Raw genomic sequence first — 18,742 nt, 5'->3', positions numbered from 1 at the left:
TGCTACCGTTTAACTTGTGATTGCTCTATTAGATTAAAGTGAATAAATGAAAACTTGTTATCGTGTTTTAGATGAAAAATAAGTGCAAAAAAAGGAGCGATATACGCTCCTTTTTTTATTTGAAAGATTAAGCTGTTTCAGCTTTAGGTTGTACCATGTTATCAATGGCAAGAATTTCGGCCAATTGATCATCAGATAACAAATTTTCTGCTTTAATCAGGCTTAAAACACTCAATCCGCTTTCATTGGCTGTTTTAGCAATACGGGTCGTGGTTTCATAACCCAAGTACGGGTTCAATGCAGTCACAATCCCGATAGAGTTATCTACCAAAGCTTTACAGTGTTCTTGATTCGCTGTTACGGTATCTACACATTTGGTTTGGAACATCACCAACGCATTTGATAGCAACTCAATTGATTCAAATAACTTGTATGCAATCAATGGTTCAAAAGCATTTAATTGCAATTGACCTGCTTCTGCAGCCAAAGTTACAGCCAAGTCGTTTGCGATTACTTGGAAGCATACAAGGTTAAGTGCTTCAGGAATCACTGGGTTTACTTTACCTGGCATAATTGAACTGCCTGGCTGGCGTGGTTCAAGATTGATTTCGTTGATACCAGTGCGTGGGCCACTTGAAAGTAAACGTAAGTCGTTTGCAATCTTAGACAATTTAGTCGCAGTACGTTTAAGCAAACCAGAAAGTAAAACGAAGTCGCCCATATCGGAGGTTGCTTCAATTAAATCTGGAGCAGATTTAATGTTTTTCTGGCTAATCCGAGCAAGTGCTTCAATTGCTAGCTCTGTATATTTTTGCTCAGTATTGATACCTGTACCAATCGCGGTACCACCTAAATTCATGTAATTTAAAGTGCTAGGTGCAATTTCTTTGAGCTTAACCAAATCTTTTTCAAGCGTTGTCGCAAATCCGTTAAACTCTTGACCAAGCGTCATTGGCACAGCGTCTTGTAATTGAGTACGGCCCATTTTCAAGATATGTGAAAATTCGTCGCCTTTTTGACGCAAGCTTGCAATCAGGTTTGCAAACGGGGTGTACATTTCATCTAAACTGAACAATAGACCTAAGCGAATTGCAGTTGGATAAACATCGTTGGTCGATTGCGACATATTGACGTCGTTATTTGGGTGCAGGTGTTTATATTCACCTTTTTTGTAACCCAAATGCTCAAGACCAATGTTTGCAATCACTTCGTTGGCGTTCATGTTGGTTGAAGTACCTGCACCACCTTGAATAAGGTCGATAGGGAACTGTTCATGGTAAGCACCATGAATCAACTGATCGCAGCTGTATTTGATGGCGTTTAGTTTTTGATCGCTCAATTTGCCCAATGTGTGGTTTGCTTCGGCACAGGCATGCTTGACCATAGCCAAAGATTTGATCAAATTCGGGTATTGGTTAATTTTATTTGAGCTTAAATTGAAGTTTTCAATTGCTCGTAGTGTCTGGATTCCGAAATAAAACTGGTTTGGTACTTCACGCAGACCAAGTAAATCCTTTTCTGTACGAGTTTGAATTTCAGCGTTCATTCTAGTATCGCTATCTAAACAAGATAATTCATCATAGATTTGGGTATGCATAATTTCTAATGCATAGATTAATTTTAGTATGCAATTTTTGCATAGCATGATTATAATGCGCCAAACATCATATGACATGAAGCAATGAGTCTTGAAATTCGCTGGATTGAAGATCTACTCACACTGGAACAAGAACGTTCATTTTCAAAAGCAGCAGAACGTCGGTTTGTCAGTCAGTCTGCATTTACCCGACGTATCCAACAACTCGAACAAGCATTAGGTTATGCAATTCTTGAGCGCAATTCGAGATACATGGAATTTACAGATGCTGGACAGATTTTGCTGGCAACGGCCAAAAGCATCGAACAGCAACTTAATGCAACCTTGGCTTTGCTCAATAACTTAAATCGAAGCAATGAAGTGACGATTAAGTTTGCGGTGGTGCATTCATTAAGTTCTACTTTCTTTTCAAAGTTTTTAAGATTATTTCCAGATTATATTAAAGATTTTAAAATTGAATTGGTGGCTGCAAATGTGGGGGAAGGATTTAAACTATTAAAAGAAGGTGCTTGTGATTTTTTAATTTGCTATTCAGATGAAACTAAGCTTAAAGCTATTAATAGTGATGTACTTACCCATTTAAAACTTGGTGATACAGAAATTGTTCCTGTGACATTGATTGATGAAGATGGTAATGCAAAATATGATATAAATCATAGATTTCCGCTTCTTTCGTATAGTAAAAACGCATATTTAAGAAATCTGGTTGATCAGGTAATTTCAAACAAACTTGAATATCGAATTTTATATGAAACCGATCATGCAAATAATTTAAAGGATTTTGTTTTACAGGGCGCAGGAATTGCATGGTTACCTAAAATTACCATTGAAGAAGATTTACTTAAGAAGAAATTGAAAATTATTAATGCACGTGAATATATTATCAAACAGCAAATTTTTATTTTTAAAAATAAAATTAGAAAAGATGATTATTTAAAAATCTTCTGGGATTCACTCCGAAATATCGAGTTCAATGCTGACTGATTTCGCTTTTGACCCTGATCAAAAAGCCCAAGGATGCTTGATTGCAAACTTGGGCTTTTTTTTGGTCTCAATTACAAGCATCTTTGAACAAAAATAGTGCAATCTAAAATAAATAAAAAATTTAATTGAAATAAATAGCTTTTTTTATGATTGTTTAAAAAGTGTTTGGGATTATATTTTTTGTTTAAATATTTGTTTTTATTTATTTTAAACAGATATGTATCAAATTAGTGCAACGAGAAAAACAAAATAAAGCACTAAAATATATTTAAAAAATTAGTTGACATTTCAATTAAAATGATCAAATTTAATAAGCATAACTGTATAGCATGTGACCAGTTGAGGGCGACATGGATCATATTTTTTCAAAAAAAATAAGCGTAGGAAATGGCATTCACACTGTAGCCATAAAAGACACCATTCATATTCAAGGATTTCAAACTTGTGCGGGAAGTGCAGCATTGTCGAACACACAAGAAGAACAGCATCATGCTGATATCATTGAGTATTTGGTTAAAAATAATTGTAGCGTTGTAGGCAAGACCAATCTTCATGAACTGGCTTTTGGTATTACAGGGATTAATCATTTTACCGGTACTTCCATTAATCCAAAGTATCCAACGCTGATTCCTGGCGGATCGTCAAGTGGTTCAGCCGCCGCTGTAGCAGCAGGTTTGGTTGATTTTTCAATTGGTACCGATACGGGTGGGTCAATTCGTATGCCAGCAACTTGCTGTGGTGTCTTTGGTCTGAAACCAACTTATGGGCGTGTGAGTCGAAATGGAGTTCTACCAGAGTATAGCTCGCTAGATTGTGTCGGGCCGTTTGCAGCTACGATTGATCTTTTAACACATGCCATGACGTGCATCGATCCAAGCTTTGTAGCTGCGGATGTACCAAAAGCGTCGCCTAAGTTTGCACTGTTGGACGTTCAGGCGGATGAACTGATCTGGAACAGTATTCATTCATATTTAAAAGTATGTGGCCTAGAAAATTTACCGAAGTTATCAGTTGCACATTTTGATGAAGCATACGATGCAGGAATGCAAATCATTAATTATGAAAACTATCAGGCATTTCATCATTTGATCGATACAGATCTGTTAGGGACAGATGTTGCATCTCGATTAAAAAATGCAGCAAAAACAAACTCAACAGATGTCATGCAGGCCAATCAAATTCGTGAACAATTTAGGCATGCACTCGATGTCATTTTAGAGCAATACGATGCCGTATTATTGCCTACTTTACCTCAGTTACCTCCAAAACTTGAAGATGCTGAAAACACAGCGGCATTTTTAAATCTTACTGCATTGGTACGTCCTTTTAACTTATCCGGCCACCCAGCTGTGTCTATTCCACTTGAAACGACCGCCGGGCAGCCAGTTGGATTGCAAATGATGACGCGTCATTTCAATGACCCACATTTATGTGCTTATGCCGCGTATCTGGTTCAAGCATATGCCTCTAATTCAAAGGAGATGTAGCAATGAATGGATTATCTCGAATGAGTTTAACCCACCAGATCAATCATGATGTTCAGCTCGATGATTTTTGCATCGAGATCAGGGAGCGTGCCTGTACTGGTGAATTCGATGAACAAGGCTATGTGTCGCTTGACGTAATTGAGAAGCTCAAGGCATTAGGAGTGTACCGTGCTTTGGTACCCAAACGTTTCGGTGGAGACGAGTGTTCGCCGCGAGAATTTTGTGAACTCATTGAGCGTATTGCTATGGCTGATGGCTCGGTGGGATGGGTAGCGAGTTTCGGAATGAGTCCTGCCTATTTGGCGGGATTGCCAGAGGCAACGCTACACGAAATTTACAAAGATGGGCCTGATGTTGTGTTTGCCGGCGGTATTTTCCCACCCCAAGCCGCTCAAATGACACAAGAGGGTATACGGGTGACTGGACGCTGGAAATTTTCAAGTGGATGCATGGGAGCCGATATAGTCGGTGTGGGTATTTCTCCACGCAGCAATGAGGGTGTGGCACAGTTGCCACGGATGGCGGTGATTCCGGCGAACCAAGTACAAATTGATATGACATGGGACACCGTAGGGCTTAAAGGTACCGGCAGTCATGACTTGATTGTAAATGATGTACTGGTGAAAGAAGACTGGACCTTTATTCGCGGTGCTGCTTCTACATTGCCTGAGCCTTTTTTTAAATATCCATCACTTTCTTTTGCCACACAGGTGCTTTCGGTGGTGGGAATTGGTATCGCAGCGGCAGCGCTAGACGAATTTAAACAATTAGCTCCCGGCAAAGCATCAATTACTGGGGGTGCCGAAATCGCACAGCGTCCCGTAACACAATATGAATTTGCTAAGGCCGATGCCGAATTTCAATCTGCGAAAGCATGGTTTTACCAAACAATGGATCGGGTCTGGAGTGAGATCATTACAGGGCAAACACCCACTCCAGAACATATTCGCGATATGCGTTTGGCTTGTACGCATGCCGTCCGTATTTCTGCAGAGGTGACACGCACTATGCAAATGTTGGCAGGTATGACTGCAATTTATACCCACAATCCGTTTAGCCGTTTTGTCAATGATGCCAACGTGGTCACTCAGCATGCCTTTATGGGAGATGCATCCTTACTCAATGCGGGTGCAATGAGTTTTGGTTTAGATCCAACCCCGGGTTATTTGTAATTTTTAGGAGCTTAAAACAATGGAAAAAAAATCATCGCTACGTGTTTTGTTTTGCATGGGGATCAACCAGAACTTCTTCGATGCAGAACCATCAGAAGCTAAAGCGGTATGGGCTGCATTTGGTGAAATGTGGCATGGAATTCATACGCTCTCAGGGGTAACGGTGTTGGGTAATCTTGATGATGACCAAAGTATGGTTGGGCCAAGTTCAGGTTGGCCATGGACAACCTATCTGCTGGCAGATGTACCAGATATTGAAACCGTTCATGCCGCATGTAATCTGTTTCGAACCACCATGGTGGGAGACGGCCCGTACAAACTGTGGAAATACTGCAAAGTTGAAGCGCGTGTAGGGCGTGAATTGATTATTCAGCACTGATCAGAGAGCACATCATGATTGAACATCACATTCTTGAGCGTCTTGATCAGCTAGAAGCCATCAATACAGTGCGCCATATCTTGCATCGTTATATGGAGCTTTGCGATGGTTTAGATGCAGATACAGATCTTCAATTATTAATGGCATTGTTTGATCAAGATGCGATCTGGGAAGGTATTGGTCAGCGTTATCAAAATACCTTTGGTCAGTATCGAGGAAGCGAAGCAATTGCAAATATGTTTGCAAAATACACTCAACACAACTCACATTTTTTGATGAATGCTCATTTTGTGAACTCGGAACAAATTGAGGTCGATCAAGATTGCGCCACAGGGCGCTGGATGATGTTACAAACATCGACTTTTCGAGATGGAAAAGCACATTTAAATGCCGCAAAGCTGACCGTTCAATTTAAACGTGACCCTGTGGGGTGCTGGAAAATCAGCCATTTTCAAACGCAAAATATTTTTAGCCGGCCAGTTGCGTATTGGGATAGTGAAGATCAACTACCTGTACCCGAAACGGCAAGCCAAACAATAGAGAGTTTAAAGGAATAAGTATGAACAGTTTAATTCCAATGCGACCGGATGAAACCGATTACGCCCATCTGGTTCAGACAGACCGCGCACATACCTCGTTATACACAGACGCAAAAATTTTTGACGATGAAATGCAAAAAATCTACTACAGCACATGGGTATGGGTGGCGCATGCCAGTGAAATTCCGGAAAGCGGGAGTTACAAAACCATTAATATCGGTCAACAACCCGTGGTGGTGGTACGCGATCGCAAAAAGAATGTTCATGTGTTGCTAAACCGTTGTCGTCATCGCGCAGCGACCGTATGTGAGCACAAAAAAGGCAAAACCAACAGTTTTGTTTGTCCTTATCACGGCTGGAGTTATGCACTCGATGGTTCGTTGCGTGGCGTACCATCACCTGAAAGCTACGGAGAGTGTCTGGATAAAAGTGAGCTGCCATTATTTCGTCTTCGGGTGGAAGAGTACAACGGCATGATTTTTGCCACCTTTAAAGATGATATTGAACCATTAAGTGACTTTTTAGGGCCTGCAAAAAAATGGATTGACCTGTTCATGAAACAAGGTGCAGGTTATCCAATTAAAGTGCTGGGTGAGCATCGCTTTCGTTTTCCAGGAAACTGGAAAATCCAGCTAGAAAACACCACAGATGCCTACCATTTTCCTTTGGTACACAAATCTTTCTTAAGTTCGGTCGATCAGCAAACCGAAGCGCTCTTTAATTTTGAAGATCAGCCGGGTTATGTCGAAGATCTAGGCAATGGCCATAGCGTAATGGTGATGATTCCAGAGCTGGTTGATCTGGATGAAGAACTGATGGAGCGACCAATTCAGGAGCGTTTTAAAGATTTAGCTCAGGCACTTCGCGATGAAGGCCATGCAGAGCTTGAAGTACGCCGTATTGTAAGAGCGGTAGGTGGTTCTGGGTTCAATTTAAATCTTTTTCCAAATATCGCTTGCTCCATGGCATTTTTCCGTGTCATGCAACCGATTTCTGTAGATGAAACCGAAATTCATCACGCCGTCATTACTATGGACGGTGGTCCGCAAATTGCCAATCAGTACCGTTTGCGCTTGCATGAACATTTTCAGGGGCCATTTGGCTTTGGTACACCAGACGACTCTGAGGCGTGGGAACGAGTTCAGCATGGCGCTAAAGCTGGTCAGGATCTATGGATTATGCTCAATCGTGGTTTACCAGAAGAAGTAGCCACTGAAGATGGTTTAAAAAGTGATGTCAGTGCAGAAACCGGCATGCGTGCTGCGTATCAGCAATGGAAAAAGATGATGACGGCGTAAAGGAGAGCAGCATGAATATAAATTTAAATGTACTGAATGAAGTGACCGCTTTTATCTGGGCAGAAGCCGATATGCTCGATCACGCCGAATACCGTGACTGGTTATCGCTTTGGGAAGAAAAAGGAACCTATATTATTCCTATCGATCCGAAACTCACCGACTACGAAAATCATCTGAACTATGCTTATGACGATCATCATATGCGTAAGCTCCGGGTTGAACGGCTTGAAAATGGCGAAGCGATTTCGACGTCTCCGAAAGCCAATACCGTGCGCAGTATTTCACGGGTGCGAGTGATTGAAGATAAAGACAATCAAATTGTATTACGCTGCGCACAAAACCTGCGTGAATTTCGTAAAGAAGCTTTAAAGCACTACACCGCCGATATTACCTATCACTTGGTACGCCAAAACGAAGGCCATCTTAAAATTCAGCGAAAGATCGTCAATCTGGTCAACTCAACCGATACGCTCTCAGGTATTAGTTACATCTTGTAGGAGATCTGGGTATGCAGCAAGTTGTATTGGTGACCGGAGCATCCTCAGGGCTTGGTTATGTAATTGCAGAGCATTTTGCGCAGTTGGGGCATCAGGTCATTTTATCTGCCAGTACGTTGAAAAAAGCACAGCAGGCCGTAAGTTTAAGCGCTTATGCTCAAAATCTGTATCCGCTCAAGCTAGATATTTCAAAAGAGCAAGATTTTAAAGCGGCTATTACATGGATTGATCAACAATTTAATGGCTTAGATGTACTGATCAACAATGCCACCATGACCAAGGCAACGCCTGTGCTTGAAATCACCGCAGATGATTTTGATCAGATTACACAAGTCAATCAACGAGGAACCTTTCAGGCATGTCAGTTGATTGGCAAGTATATGGCCAATAAAGGCTTTGGTCGAATCGTTAATATTGCGTCTCTTGCAGGTCAAAATGGAGGAACCGCAACAGGTGCTCACTATGCCGCATCTAAAGGCGCAATTGTGACTTTAAGCAAGATTTTTGCCAAAGAGTTTGCAGCCTCGGGTGTGACGGTAAACGCGATTGCACCCGGCCCGTTAGAGTCCCCAATGGTTCATAGCGTGGTTCCAACAGCGAAAATAAATCAATTTATCGACAATATTCCAGTCAAGGCTTTAGGCAATATGGAGTTTATTGCTCAAACATGCGCGCTTTTGGCCAGTCCAAATGCTGGTTTTGTAACGGGTGCCACATGGGACATTAATGGTGGCTTGTTCATGCGCTAAACCGCATAAAACATCAACATAATCAGTGAGGCAGCAATGACTGAACTTTATGATGTAATTGTAAAAAATCGTCAGATTCAAGGTGAAAATGTAGTCGTGCTTGAACTTGAATCAGGACGAAAGGGTATTTGCTTACCTTGTGTAGAGGCGGGTGCGCATGTCGATTTACATCTGCCAAATGGTCTGATTCGTCAGTATTCTTTATGTCAAAACCCACAGCAAGAAGGGATTTTTCGAATAGGTATATTAAATGATCCCGACTCACGTGGTGGATCGCGTTCAGCATATCATGAGATTCAAACTGGCATGCAGTTAAAGGTCAGTCAACCTAAAAATTTATTTCCATTGCACAAAGCACGCCACAGCATCTTGGTTGGGGGTGGAATCGGTATTACGCCGTTAATTGCGATGGCGTATGCGTTACACCAAGAAAATGCATCATTTGAGCTGCATTACTGTGCTAAAAGTGAACACAGTAGCGCATTTGTGGATGAGCTTAAACACGGACCACTGGCCAGCTACACCACCTTTCATTTTAAAGATCAGGGTGCAAATCACCGGGAATTTTTTGAACAATTTATGCAGCATCTTCTGGAAGATACACATATTTATACCTGTGGCCCAAATGGATTCATGGACTGGGTAATTAATTTAGCCAAAGCTCATAAGCTTCCAGATCAGCAGGTTCACAAAGAATATTTTCAGGTTGAAGCTGATCTGAGCGGCGATGCTTTTGATGTGGTCGCCAAGCGCTCCGGTAAAACCATTCGCGTGCATGCAGAAGAAACCATTTTGTCTGCCTTGGCGCGTGAAGGAATTTGTATTGAAATGTCTTGTGAACAAGGTGTATGCGGAACGTGTATGTGTGATGTGCTTGAGGGTGAGCCAGATCATCGGGATGTATATTTTACCGATGAAGAAAAAGCCGATAACGAGCAGATTCTGGTGTGTTGCTCGCGCGCCAAATCGGCCCGACTGGTCTTGGATATCTAGATCAGATGAGATTTAAAAAATAAAAAACAATCAAGGAGTGCTTGATGAACACACATCATACATTAAAAGAGATTCAGATCGATCCGTTACAATTCAGACGTGCGCTTGGCAACTTTGCAACAGGCGTGACCATTATGACGGCGCAAAATGAGCAAGGTGAGAAAGTAGGGGTCACTGCAAACAGTTTTAATTCGGTATCCTTGGATCCACCGCTCATTTTATGGAGTATCGATAAAAAGTCATCAAGCTTTACTGTATTTGAGCAGTCCTCTCATTTTGCCGTGAATATTCTGTCTGGCTCGCAAATTGAACTTTCAAATAAGTTTTCGCGTCGTAATATCGATAAATTTGCGGAAACAAACTATAAACTCGGTCAGGGTTTAGCACCTATTTTGGAACAGTGCTCAGCCGTTTTTGAGTGTGAGCGCCATGCAATTATTGAAGGTGGTGATCACTGGATTATTGTTGGAAAAGTTGTCAACTTTCAAGATGAAGGGCGCAGTCCATTGCTTTATCATCAAGGTGCATACTCTAGTGTGATACCACATCCGAGTTTGCAACTTAAAGAGAGTATCTCGACAACCGATCTAAATGCTGCCCAGCAAGGACAACTCTATAGTAATGCCTGTTATTTGATGAGTCGTGCTTTTAAAAGTTATCAAGCCGATTATCTACCAAAACAACTAGCATCTGGTTATAGAACCAGTGAAGCCCGTTTATTGTTGGTTTTGGCAAGTGGCACTGCTGCTAGTAAGCATGATTTACCCCGCGATATTGCAATGCCTATGCAGGAAGTTGAACAAGCTATCGCTATTTTAGCGGCTGATGGATTAATTAAAAATAATTCTGATTTTTTAGAGTTAACTGAAAAAGGTAAACAAACAGCACACTATTTGTTTAAAATTGCCGATACCCATCAAGAAGAAATTTTTAAAAAATATAGCCAGCAAGATCGTGAGATATTTATGAATATATTGCGAGATTTAGCAGGAATTCACTGAAGTATCATTTTTGGCATTCTTATTTAAATATTGAATGCCAAACTTTAAAATTTTATTAAAGCAACTATATAGATTGATTGAATCAATTCTATATTTTTTTTGTCTGTAATCTTTTAAAAATTTATAAAATCTAACTTTTTTATAATGTAATTTAAATTAATAAGATTAAAAATTAAAATTATTTAAAAAATCAATTATCAAAATAGTGCATTACTAATAAATTAATAACTTGTTTGAAACAAGAAATGTCTAAAACATGATTTATTAGTCGTAAATTAGTTGAAAATTCAGTTTTTTTACAGGTTTTAAATGATCATTTCTTTTTTGGTCGCTGAAAGTGAATCAAGATGGTGAAAATGTTGAATTTAAAAAAATTTAAGTTAAATTTTGGACTTTAATGGTGCATCTCAAAAATTGACTTTTCAATCAATAAAAAGGATATTTTTTATACAAAAATAGTTCCTTTTTATTGGGGTGTTAAGTGAATCAGTATTTTAATTTTAGATGTGTGAGCATGTTTTTTATAAGTACATGCTCTTTAAGTGTTGCCTATGCAGATTTTTTTAAAGATCAAAAACTTTCAGTTGATCTGCGTAACTTTTATATAGAGCGTGAGTTTAAGGATGTCGAAACTGAAAATATTGGTAGTTGGTCACAAGCATTTATGGGGCGTTATGAGTCTGGTTATACAAATACACCAATTCAATTGGGCGTCGATGCAAGTGCACAATACGCACTACGTTTGAATAACCATAATGTATCACGTGCCGATACAATCATTCCTTATGATCTGGATACAGGTCGACAAAATCGAGATTATGCAAAGTTTGGCGCAACGCTTAAACTGAAATACAATAAAACTGAACTAAAAATAGGCGAATTACTTCTAAAGAACCCTATTGTGTATATCGATGATTCAAGACAGCTCTTAACTACATATTCAGGTGCAATGCTCGAAAGTTCAGAACTTGAAAAGCTTAAAATTACAGCTGGCCGTGTTACTCGAATTAATGCCAGAAATGATGATCATTTTCGCAAGTTGAGCTTGTTTAGACCGAATGCACCGCGTTACGAGAGTGATGGATTAAATCTTATTGGTTTAGATTATATGTTCAATACACATTGGACTGCATCGTATTGGTGGGGACAACTTGAAGATATCTACCGTCAACAATATCTAAACTTTGCCTATTCTACTCACGTTGGTTCAACCAAGATTAAGGTGGATGCTCGTTACTTTCATAACACTGAAGATGGTCAAGCCCTATATGGAACAATAGATAATCAGGCTTATGGAGTAATGACAACGCTTCAGGATGGAAATCATACGCTAATGAGCGGCGTCCGTAAAAATGACGGTGCTTCAACATTTCCAACGCTAGCAGGCTATGTACCTCAGCCATATCTACACGCATGGTCAAATCTAGGCTTTGTCAAACCCAATGAACTCACGTGGCATGTCTTATATCGTTATGACTTTGCAGGGCTTGGCATGCCGGGTTTAAAAAGTACATTGCGCTATTTACACGGTAGCGGTATTACTCGAGAAGGTTTCAAAGATAACAAGGAGACAGAAAAAAGTATTTCACTAAAATATATTGTACCCACTGGGCAATTTAAGGGGATTGGGCTGGAGGTGATGCATATTCGCACAGATTTAAAATACGGTACGGCATACTCAAGAGGTACCGACTATAACGAAACACGCTTCATCGCAACTTATAGTTATCAATTTTAAATCAGCAACTACATGTCAGGTTACATTTAAGCAGCAACGCAAATGACGAATTTATCATTTGCGTTTTTTTATGATGATAAATTAATCATTATTGGTTGATTCTTTCAAACAAATGAATACTTAATCAGAAGAGGAGATTTTAATTTTTCTTGCTAAAGAACAACAAGATGATGCGGTTTTTTGATGAAAAAATAGTCATTAAAATGGTGCTTTTTACAATAAAAGTGTAATAATTTAGTGCATAAAAATAGTTGAAAAATATACTTTATTGGTATGCTGTTTTTGAAAATTTATGATATTTTAAGTATATGATAAATATTAAATAATAAATTTAATTTTTTGGTTAAAAGTGGCATGAAAGCTGCTTAATTAATAAATGTAATATCTTAGATATTTCAATTAATTTTTAATATCTAGGGTCAAACTGATGAGGAGAAGGTTTGAAATGAAGTTAACCAAAATTATGAGCTTCACGGCAGTCATAAGTGCAGCTATACCAATGGTACATGCCGACATAACCGTAGGTGTTGTGACATCATCAAGTGGGCCCGTTGCCATGGTGGGTATTCCACAGCGTAATACGATTGCACTGTTACCCAAAAAAATTGGTACGGAAAATGTTCGCTATATCTCACTCGATGATGGCAGTGATCCCACAGCGACTGTCAAGGCAATGAATAAACTGATTAAGGAGAATAATGTCGATGCCATTATTGGGCCGTCAGGTTCTCCAAATGCAATGGCAGCTTTGGGAATTATTGCCAAAGCAGGGGTTCCACTTTTGGCACCTGTGGGTACATCAGGTGTTGTGGTTCCAATGGATGCACAGCGTAAATGGGTGTTTAAAACCACGCAAAATGATGATTTGATTGCACAAGCTTTGGTGCAAGATATGGTCAAACGAAAAATTAAAACCCTTGGATTTATTGGCACAGCCGACCCATACGGTGAAAACTGGAGCCGTGTGATAAGTACATTGGCAGCCAAAAATGGCATTAGTGTGACAGTAAAAGAATCTTTTCAGCGTCAGGATACATCACTCACCGGACAAGCACTTAAACTTGTTGCGAAAAAGCCTCAAGCCATTTTAATCGCTGCGCCAGGAAGTTCGGCAGTTACGCCACAAGTGGCGTTATATGATCGAGGGTACCGCGGGCAAGTGTATCAGACACATGGTGCAGCTTTAGATCAGTTTTTAAAGCTTGGGGGCAAGAAGGTAGAAAATACCATTCTAGCAGCAAGTCTGATGCTGGTGATTAATGAAGTACCAAATAATCATCCATCTAAACAAATTGCACAGAAATATATTAACGATTACAAAGCATTATATGGCGTAGTTCCAGCCACCTTTGGTGCAAATGTTTATGATGCTGGACTATTACTCAATAAAGCCGTACCGATTGCACTTAAGCAAGCGAAGCCAGGAACAGCACAATTTCGTCAAGCCTTAAGAACTGCATTGGAACAAACCAAGGAATTGCCTGCCACGCAAGGGGTCTACACTATGACAGCTATGGATCATAGTGGTTTTGATCAACGCGGACGCGTAATGATTACGGTGAAAAACGGTCAATGGAAACTACTTAAATAGTAATCCTATTCAGAAAAAATCAAAAAATTGCTATGTCAGGAAAGTCATCAATTTTCCTGTGAGGTGATCACGACCTACATAGTAAGGATAGACCATTATGGATATGAATATTGCTTTGATTTTAGGGCAAGATGGCATTACCAGTGGGGCAATTTATGCCTTATTGGCGTTATGTATTCTGCTTGTATTTACCGTGACACGCATCTTGCTCATTCCTTTGGGCGAATTCACTGTCTATGGTGCGCTGACCTTAGCTGCCATTCAGGCAGGAACACCCAGTGTGGTGGTCTGGTTACTGGTGGCTTTTTACTTCACCAATATTATTTTAGACCTGTACGCATATTTTAAACATCAAACCAAATTTAACATTCAGGCAGCGATTGTGTGGGCGATCTATATCGCAGCATTGGTTATTGCGATGTATACCTTACCGCTGATGAATATGCCGCTCGGCTTACAAATAATTTTTGCATTAGCCGTGATCACACCGCTAGGTCCGCAAATGTATCGAACTTTTTTTCAGCCATTGGTAGCAGCAAAGCCCTTGGTGCTATTGATTGTTTCAATTGCGGTACATGTGGCAATGGTCGGTGTTGGGTTACTTATTTTTGGGCCAGATGGCGCACAAACCAAACCCTTTAGTGAAGCAATTTTTGAAGTGGGTGCTTTAGCAGTAAATAGTCAGACCCTGTTTATTGTAGCAGCTTTCCTCATCATGATTGTTGCACTGTGGTATTTCTTCGAAAAAACATTATATGGCAAAGCTTTACATGCAACTGCTGTCAACCGAATGGGGGCACAATTAATGGGAATTTCTCCTGTTTTTGCGGGAAAACTGACCTTTAGTCTGGCTGCATTTATTGGTGCACTTTCGGGTATTTTGATTGCACCCATCACGACCTTATATTACGACTCTGGTTTCGTAATCAGCTTAAAAGGCTTTGTAGGCGCAATTATTGGTGGTTTGGTGAGCTTTCCAGTGGCCGCACTTGGTGCAGTCGCAGTGGGGATTATTGAAGCTTTTGCTATGTTTTGGGCCAGTGACTATAAGGAAATTATTGTCTTTACCCTGATTATTCCATTTTTGTTATGGAAATCATTAACTTCTCGTCAAATAGAGGAGGAAAGCGAATGAAATCAAATGCTATCTTGGCGGTTGTAGTGTTGCTGGTTGCACTAAGTCCACTGCTGTTACCCACTTATCAAGTGACGCTACTTAACTATATTGGTATGAATGCTTTGGTGGTGCTGGGGTTGGTTTTACTCACAGGTGTGGGCGGAATGACCAGCTTTGGGCAGGCTGCATTGGTCGGAATCGGGGCTTATACCACAGCTTATCTGAGCGTAACCGAACAATTGCCAACATTTCTGGCATGGACAGGCGGTGGGCCATGGGTGGGATTATTCCTTGGATTGATCATCACCATCTTTTCTGCACTATTAGTTGGCGGGCTCACGCTTAAACTTTCGGGTCATTATTTGCCACTGGGTACAATTGCTTGGGGTATTTCGCTGTACTACTTCTTTTCAACTATTCCAACATTGGGCGGGCATTCAGGCATTGCCAATATTCCTAGTATTGAAATTGCTGGATATGCCTTAGATACCAACAACAAGATGTTTTATCTGATCTGGCTCATCTTATTGATTGCCATGATTCTGACTCGAAATTTGCTTAACTCCCGAGAAGGTCGTGCGATCCGTGCGTTAAAAGGTGGACAAATCATGGCGGAGTCGATGGGAGTCAATACTTTTCGCTCGAAAATGATCGTATTTGTAACGTCATCGGTATTTGCATCGATCGCAGGCTGGCTTTACGCGCACAACCAATCCTTTATTAATCCGACGCCATTTGGTCTTCAGATGGGGATTGATTACCTCTTTATGGCGTTACTTGGTGGGGTAGGCAGTATTTGGGGCGCAGTGGTGGGTGCGGGTATTTTCACTATGATGCGTCAATGGTTGCAGGATGTGTTACCCATGATATTTGGTGGTGAAGGTAATTATGAAACCATTGTGTTTGGCCTCATGATTGTGGTGCTAATGCAAAAATCACCGGCGGGATTGTGGTCACTACTTCTGAAACTTTTACCTACCCGTTATCAGTTAAAAGGTTCACATTTGTCGTTAACTCCAACATCTCATACCTTGGCAAAACCGACACTGCCTGCGCATGGTACCGAAATCTTGCAGGCTTTAGATGTCACAAAGGCATTTGGTGGATTGATTGCCAATAACCAAATGAATCTGAATATTCGTGCGGGAGAGATTTTGGCCTTGATTGGACCAAATGGTGCTGGAAAAAGCACTATGTTTAATCAGTTGTCAGGTGTCGATACGCCGACCAGTGGCGATGTAATATTTCTTGGACAGCGTATCAATGGAATTCCATCTCGTGAAATTGCCAAATTAGGTTTAAGCCGAACTTTTCAGCACGTAAAGATTTTGCCAGAAATGACAGTGCTCGAAAATGTAGTGATTGGTGCGCATTTACGTGGGCAACGAGGTGTTTTTGCTTCCATGTTTCGTCTAGATCGTGAAGAAGAAAATATTTTGTTAAATGAAGCTAAGCAACAGCTTGAGCGAGTAGGTTTGGGAGAATACCTATATACCGAAGCGGGTGCATTGGCTTTGGGGCAACAACGTATTTTAGAAATTGCACGTGCCTTGTGCGCTCATCCGTGTTTATTGCTTCTCGATGAGCCAGCAGCAGGCTTACGTTTGAAAGAAAAACAGGCATTAGCCGAGCTTCTCATTAAGCTTAAATCGGAAGGTATGGCGATTTTACTGGTTGAGCATGATATGGATTTTGTGATGAATCTGGTCGATCGAGTGGTGGTGATGGAGTTTGGACAGAAAATTGCCGAGGGCTTACCTCACGATATTCAAAATGATCAAGCGGTGCTTGAGGCTTATTTGGGAGGTGCTGCATGAAAGACATCCACAACAATACATCCGGCAACGCTTTACTGGAAGTGAAAAATTTAAGTGTCGCTTATGGTAAGGTCGATGCACTGACCAATTTTAATATGCGGGTGAATCAGGGGCAGATTGTTTCAGTGGTTGGCCCAAACGGCGCCGGAAAAACTACGTTGCTATCTGCGATTATGGGGGTTCTGGGCTCGAAAGGAGATATTGAGTTCGATGGTGAAATAGGACAATGCCCTGAAATTGAACGCATGGTGGTGCGTGGGTTAGGGTTGGTACCTGAAAAACGTGAGTTATTTGCGTCGATGTCGATTGAAGATAATTTAATGCTTGGTGGTTTCCAGCGTTATAAACACGGAGACCGGACACTCAAACAGACTTTAGATGAAGTCTATGGGTTATTTCCACGCTTACATGAGCGCCGTAAACAAGAGGCTGGTACGCTTTCTGGTGGAGAGCGCCAAATGCTGGCAGTGGGCCGAGCACTCATGGCAAAACCTAAACTATTGATGCTAGATGAACCAAGTTTAGGGCTAGCACCGCTGATTACCCGTGAAATTTTTAAGATCATTGATCAACTCCGGACTCAAGGGGTTTCGATTTTACTGGTTGAACAAAATGCACGCGCAGCACTTAAGCTCGCCGACTACGCCTATGTGCTTGAAATGGGCGAGTTAGCTATAGAAGGTCGGGGTTCAGATCTGGTCGAAGATCCTAGAATTATAGAAAGTTATCTTGGAATCAACAGTAAACACCAAGATGTATTGGCTATTTAAAAAGAGGGCACGTATGAATCAGTCAGCTAAAATTACCATTCTGGGTGCTGGTGCAATCGGATGTACCATGGCAGCCAGATTAAAACTTGCAGGATGCACATCGGTTTCGATAATTGCACGAGGAGAAAATTATCAGGTACTGTCTGAGCAGGGAATTTATCTGCAAGATCTCACTGGTGAACACCACATTATTCCTGATCGTGTGGTGAGTCATGCATCTGCGCTTGAACCACAAGACGTGATTTTTATTGCCACCAAATCCGATGCCTTAATTCATGTGTATGAAGATATTCAGTCTATTTTGCATGAACAAACTTTGGTGATTCCGCTCATCAATGGAATTCCATTTTGGTATTTCTATCAAAACACGACACAAGACCAAATCAAGCCAATTAAATGCCTCGATGCCGATCAACGCCTAATACAGCATTTTCCATTATCTCATTTGATCGGTGCTGTAGTATTTATTACAGCCACCTTAAAAAGTCATGGTCGGGTTGAATCAAAAAATCCGTATCTGCTTATTTTGGGTGAGCCTTCTCATCAAGTCACACCTCGTATTACCGCGTTGCAGAATATTTTTACAGACAGTGGCATTGAGGTGCGTATTTCAGAAACCATTCGCGATCAAATCTGGACCAAAGTCATCGCCAACTTAAGTTCAAATCCAATGTCTGTGATTACCGGTGCAACGCTTAAAGATATTTACTCACATCCTTACCTACAGAGCATCACCCGAGAAATCACGCGTGAAGTCCGTCAGGTGGCAGCAAGCTATGGCGCACGCGTCTCGATCGACCCAGATACCTTTTTAAAGCTGGGCTCTGAAATGGGCGATACCCGTACATCCATGTGGTATGACTATCAAAAAAAACAGCCACTCGAACTAAAAGGCATAGCAGATGCCGTGATTGAGTTAGCAGAACACTACGATTGTCCAATGCCAATGACCCGACATATTTGCGATCTGACCCAATATCTCAGTGAACAGTCTCGAAAAATTTAAAACAGGA

The 18,742-nt window shown here is 40.9% G+C and carries 17 protein-coding genes; 16 read left to right on the top strand and 1 reads right to left on the bottom strand.

Annotation, left to right across the window (positions count from 1 at the left end):
• Positions 1 to 127: 127 nt before the first annotated feature.
• Complete coding sequence (locus tag Aso01_RS13270; RefSeq protein ID WP_039909935.1) at positions 128 to 1,546, bottom strand: aspartate ammonia-lyase; 1,419 nt, start codon at positions 1,544 to 1,546, stop codon at positions 128 to 130.
• A 135-nt stretch (positions 1,547 to 1,681) separates the two neighbouring features.
• Between Aso01_RS13270 and Aso01_RS13265 the strand changes: the two genes are divergently transcribed.
• The 16 genes from Aso01_RS13265 to Aso01_RS13190 all read left to right on the top strand — a co-directional run bounded on the left by Aso01_RS13265 (position 1,682) and on the right by Aso01_RS13190 (position 18,735).
• Positions 1,682 to 2,581, top strand: coding sequence for a LysR substrate-binding domain-containing protein (locus Aso01_RS13265; RefSeq protein WP_004937705.1), 900 nt, complete (start codon positions 1,682 to 1,684; stop codon positions 2,579 to 2,581).
• Between the two features lie 350 nt (positions 2,582 to 2,931).
• The gene (locus Aso01_RS13260) at positions 2,932 to 4,068 is read left to right on the top strand and encodes an amidase (RefSeq protein WP_004937703.1); all 1,137 of its coding nucleotides are present in this window, start codon (positions 2,932 to 2,934) and stop codon (positions 4,066 to 4,068) included.
• Positions 4,069 to 4,070: 2 nt separating this feature from the next.
• Complete coding sequence (locus tag Aso01_RS13255; protein WP_004937701.1) at positions 4,071 to 5,240, top strand: acyl-CoA dehydrogenase family protein; 1,170 nt, start codon at positions 4,071 to 4,073, stop codon at positions 5,238 to 5,240.
• 19 nt (positions 5,241 to 5,259) lie between these two features.
• On the top strand, positions 5,260 to 5,619 hold the full coding sequence (locus tag Aso01_RS13250; RefSeq protein ID WP_004937699.1) for a hypothetical protein: 360 nt from the start codon (positions 5,260 to 5,262) through the stop codon (positions 5,617 to 5,619).
• Positions 5,620 to 5,633: 14 nt separating this feature from the next.
• Complete coding sequence (locus Aso01_RS13245; RefSeq protein WP_004937697.1) at positions 5,634 to 6,176, top strand: nuclear transport factor 2 family protein; 543 nt, start codon at positions 5,634 to 5,636, stop codon at positions 6,174 to 6,176.
• Between the two features lie 2 nt (positions 6,177 to 6,178).
• Positions 6,179 to 7,456: an aromatic ring-hydroxylating oxygenase subunit alpha gene (locus tag Aso01_RS13240; RefSeq protein ID WP_004937695.1), complete on the top strand. Its 1,278-nt coding sequence runs from the start codon at positions 6,179 to 6,181 to the stop codon at positions 7,454 to 7,456.
• Positions 7,457 to 7,467: 11 nt separating this feature from the next.
• Positions 7,468 to 7,953 (top strand): aromatic-ring-hydroxylating dioxygenase subunit beta, encoded by a 486-nt coding sequence (locus Aso01_RS13235; protein WP_004937693.1) that lies wholly within the window; start codon positions 7,468 to 7,470, stop codon positions 7,951 to 7,953.
• An 11-nt stretch (positions 7,954 to 7,964) separates the two neighbouring features.
• Positions 7,965 to 8,702, top strand: coding sequence for an SDR family NAD(P)-dependent oxidoreductase (locus tag Aso01_RS13230; RefSeq protein ID WP_004937691.1), 738 nt, complete (start codon positions 7,965 to 7,967; stop codon positions 8,700 to 8,702).
• A gap of 36 nt (positions 8,703 to 8,738) precedes the next feature.
• Positions 8,739 to 9,695, top strand: coding sequence for a PDR/VanB family oxidoreductase (locus tag Aso01_RS13225; protein ID WP_004937689.1), 957 nt, complete (start codon positions 8,739 to 8,741; stop codon positions 9,693 to 9,695).
• 44 nt (positions 9,696 to 9,739) lie between these two features.
• Positions 9,740 to 10,696: a p-hydroxyphenylacetate 3-hydroxylase reductase component gene (locus Aso01_RS13220; RefSeq protein WP_004937688.1), complete on the top strand. Its 957-nt coding sequence runs from the start codon at positions 9,740 to 9,742 to the stop codon at positions 10,694 to 10,696.
• Between the two features lie 514 nt (positions 10,697 to 11,210).
• Positions 11,211 to 12,434: an OprD family outer membrane porin gene (locus Aso01_RS13215; protein WP_004937685.1), complete on the top strand. Its 1,224-nt coding sequence runs from the start codon at positions 11,211 to 11,213 to the stop codon at positions 12,432 to 12,434.
• Between the two features lie 445 nt (positions 12,435 to 12,879).
• Positions 12,880 to 14,025 carry an ABC transporter substrate-binding protein gene (locus Aso01_RS13210; protein WP_004937684.1) on the top strand — a complete coding sequence of 382 codons (1,146 nt, stop codon included), beginning with the start codon at positions 12,880 to 12,882 and terminating at the stop codon, positions 14,023 to 14,025.
• 97 nt (positions 14,026 to 14,122) lie between these two features.
• Entirely contained in the window at positions 14,123 to 15,160 is a 1,038-nt protein-coding gene (locus Aso01_RS13205; RefSeq protein ID WP_004937682.1) for a branched-chain amino acid ABC transporter permease, read from the top strand.
• Complete coding sequence (locus tag Aso01_RS13200) at positions 15,157 to 16,959, top strand: branched-chain amino acid ABC transporter ATP-binding protein/permease (protein ID WP_004937680.1); 1,803 nt, start codon at positions 15,157 to 15,159, stop codon at positions 16,957 to 16,959. The genes Aso01_RS13205 and Aso01_RS13200 overlap by 4 nt, the downstream gene beginning before the upstream one ends.
• A complete protein-coding gene (locus tag Aso01_RS13195) occupies positions 16,956 to 17,729 on the top strand; it encodes an ABC transporter ATP-binding protein (protein WP_004937677.1) in 774 nt (257 codons plus the stop codon). The genes Aso01_RS13200 and Aso01_RS13195 overlap by 4 nt, the downstream gene beginning before the upstream one ends.
• 13 nt (positions 17,730 to 17,742) lie before the next feature.
• On the top strand, positions 17,743 to 18,735 hold the full coding sequence (locus Aso01_RS13190; RefSeq protein WP_004937675.1) for a ketopantoate reductase family protein: 993 nt from the start codon (positions 17,743 to 17,745) through the stop codon (positions 18,733 to 18,735).
• Positions 18,736 to 18,742: the final 7 nt, after the last annotated feature.

Origin of the sequence: Acinetobacter soli (assembly GCF_000760595.1) — a bacterium.
Taxonomy (GTDB): domain Bacteria; phylum Pseudomonadota; class Gammaproteobacteria; order Pseudomonadales; family Moraxellaceae; genus Acinetobacter; species Acinetobacter soli.
The sequence above is the reverse complement of the archived record's forward strand: the minus strand, read 5'-3'. Positions and strand labels throughout refer to the sequence as shown.

Bases quoted from the DNA above. Each gene is read 5' to 3' on its own strand.
- Aso01_RS13240 (WP_004937695.1), top strand. From the start codon at position 6,179: ATGAACAGTTTAATTCCAATGCGACCGGATGAAACCGATTACGCCCAT.
- Aso01_RS13200 (WP_004937680.1), top strand. From the start codon at position 15,157: ATGAAATCAAATGCTATCTTGGCGGTTGTAGTGTTGCTGGTTGCACTA.
- Aso01_RS13210 (WP_004937684.1), top strand. From the start codon at position 12,880: ATGAAGTTAACCAAAATTATGAGCTTCACGGCAGTCATAAGTGCAGCT.
- Aso01_RS13245 (WP_004937697.1), top strand. From the start codon at position 5,634: ATGATTGAACATCACATTCTTGAGCGTCTTGATCAGCTAGAAGCCATC.
- Aso01_RS13220 (WP_004937688.1), top strand. From the start codon at position 9,740: ATGAACACACATCATACATTAAAAGAGATTCAGATCGATCCGTTACAA.
- Aso01_RS13205 (WP_004937682.1), top strand. From the start codon at position 14,123: ATGGATATGAATATTGCTTTGATTTTAGGGCAAGATGGCATTACCAGT.
- Aso01_RS13215 (WP_004937685.1), top strand. From the start codon at position 11,211: ATGTTTTTTATAAGTACATGCTCTTTAAGTGTTGCCTATGCAGATTTT.
- Aso01_RS13250 (WP_004937699.1), top strand. From the start codon at position 5,260: ATGGAAAAAAAATCATCGCTACGTGTTTTGTTTTGCATGGGGATCAAC.
- Aso01_RS13255 (WP_004937701.1), top strand. From the start codon at position 4,071: ATGAATGGATTATCTCGAATGAGTTTAACCCACCAGATCAATCATGAT.
- Aso01_RS13190 (WP_004937675.1), top strand. From the start codon at position 17,743: ATGAATCAGTCAGCTAAAATTACCATTCTGGGTGCTGGTGCAATCGGA.
- Aso01_RS13260 (WP_004937703.1), top strand. From the start codon at position 2,932: ATGGATCATATTTTTTCAAAAAAAATAAGCGTAGGAAATGGCATTCAC.
- Aso01_RS13225 (WP_004937689.1), top strand. From the start codon at position 8,739: ATGACTGAACTTTATGATGTAATTGTAAAAAATCGTCAGATTCAAGGT.
- Aso01_RS13265 (WP_004937705.1), top strand. From the start codon at position 1,682: ATGAGTCTTGAAATTCGCTGGATTGAAGATCTACTCACACTGGAACAA.
- Aso01_RS13235 (WP_004937693.1), top strand. From the start codon at position 7,468: ATGAATATAAATTTAAATGTACTGAATGAAGTGACCGCTTTTATCTGG.
- Aso01_RS13270 (WP_039909935.1), bottom strand. From the start codon at position 1,546: ATGAACGCTGAAATTCAAACTCGTACAGAAAAGGATTTACTTGGTCTG.
- Aso01_RS13230 (WP_004937691.1), top strand. From the start codon at position 7,965: ATGCAGCAAGTTGTATTGGTGACCGGAGCATCCTCAGGGCTTGGTTAT.
- Aso01_RS13195 (WP_004937677.1), top strand. From the start codon at position 16,956: ATGAAAGACATCCACAACAATACATCCGGCAACGCTTTACTGGAAGTG.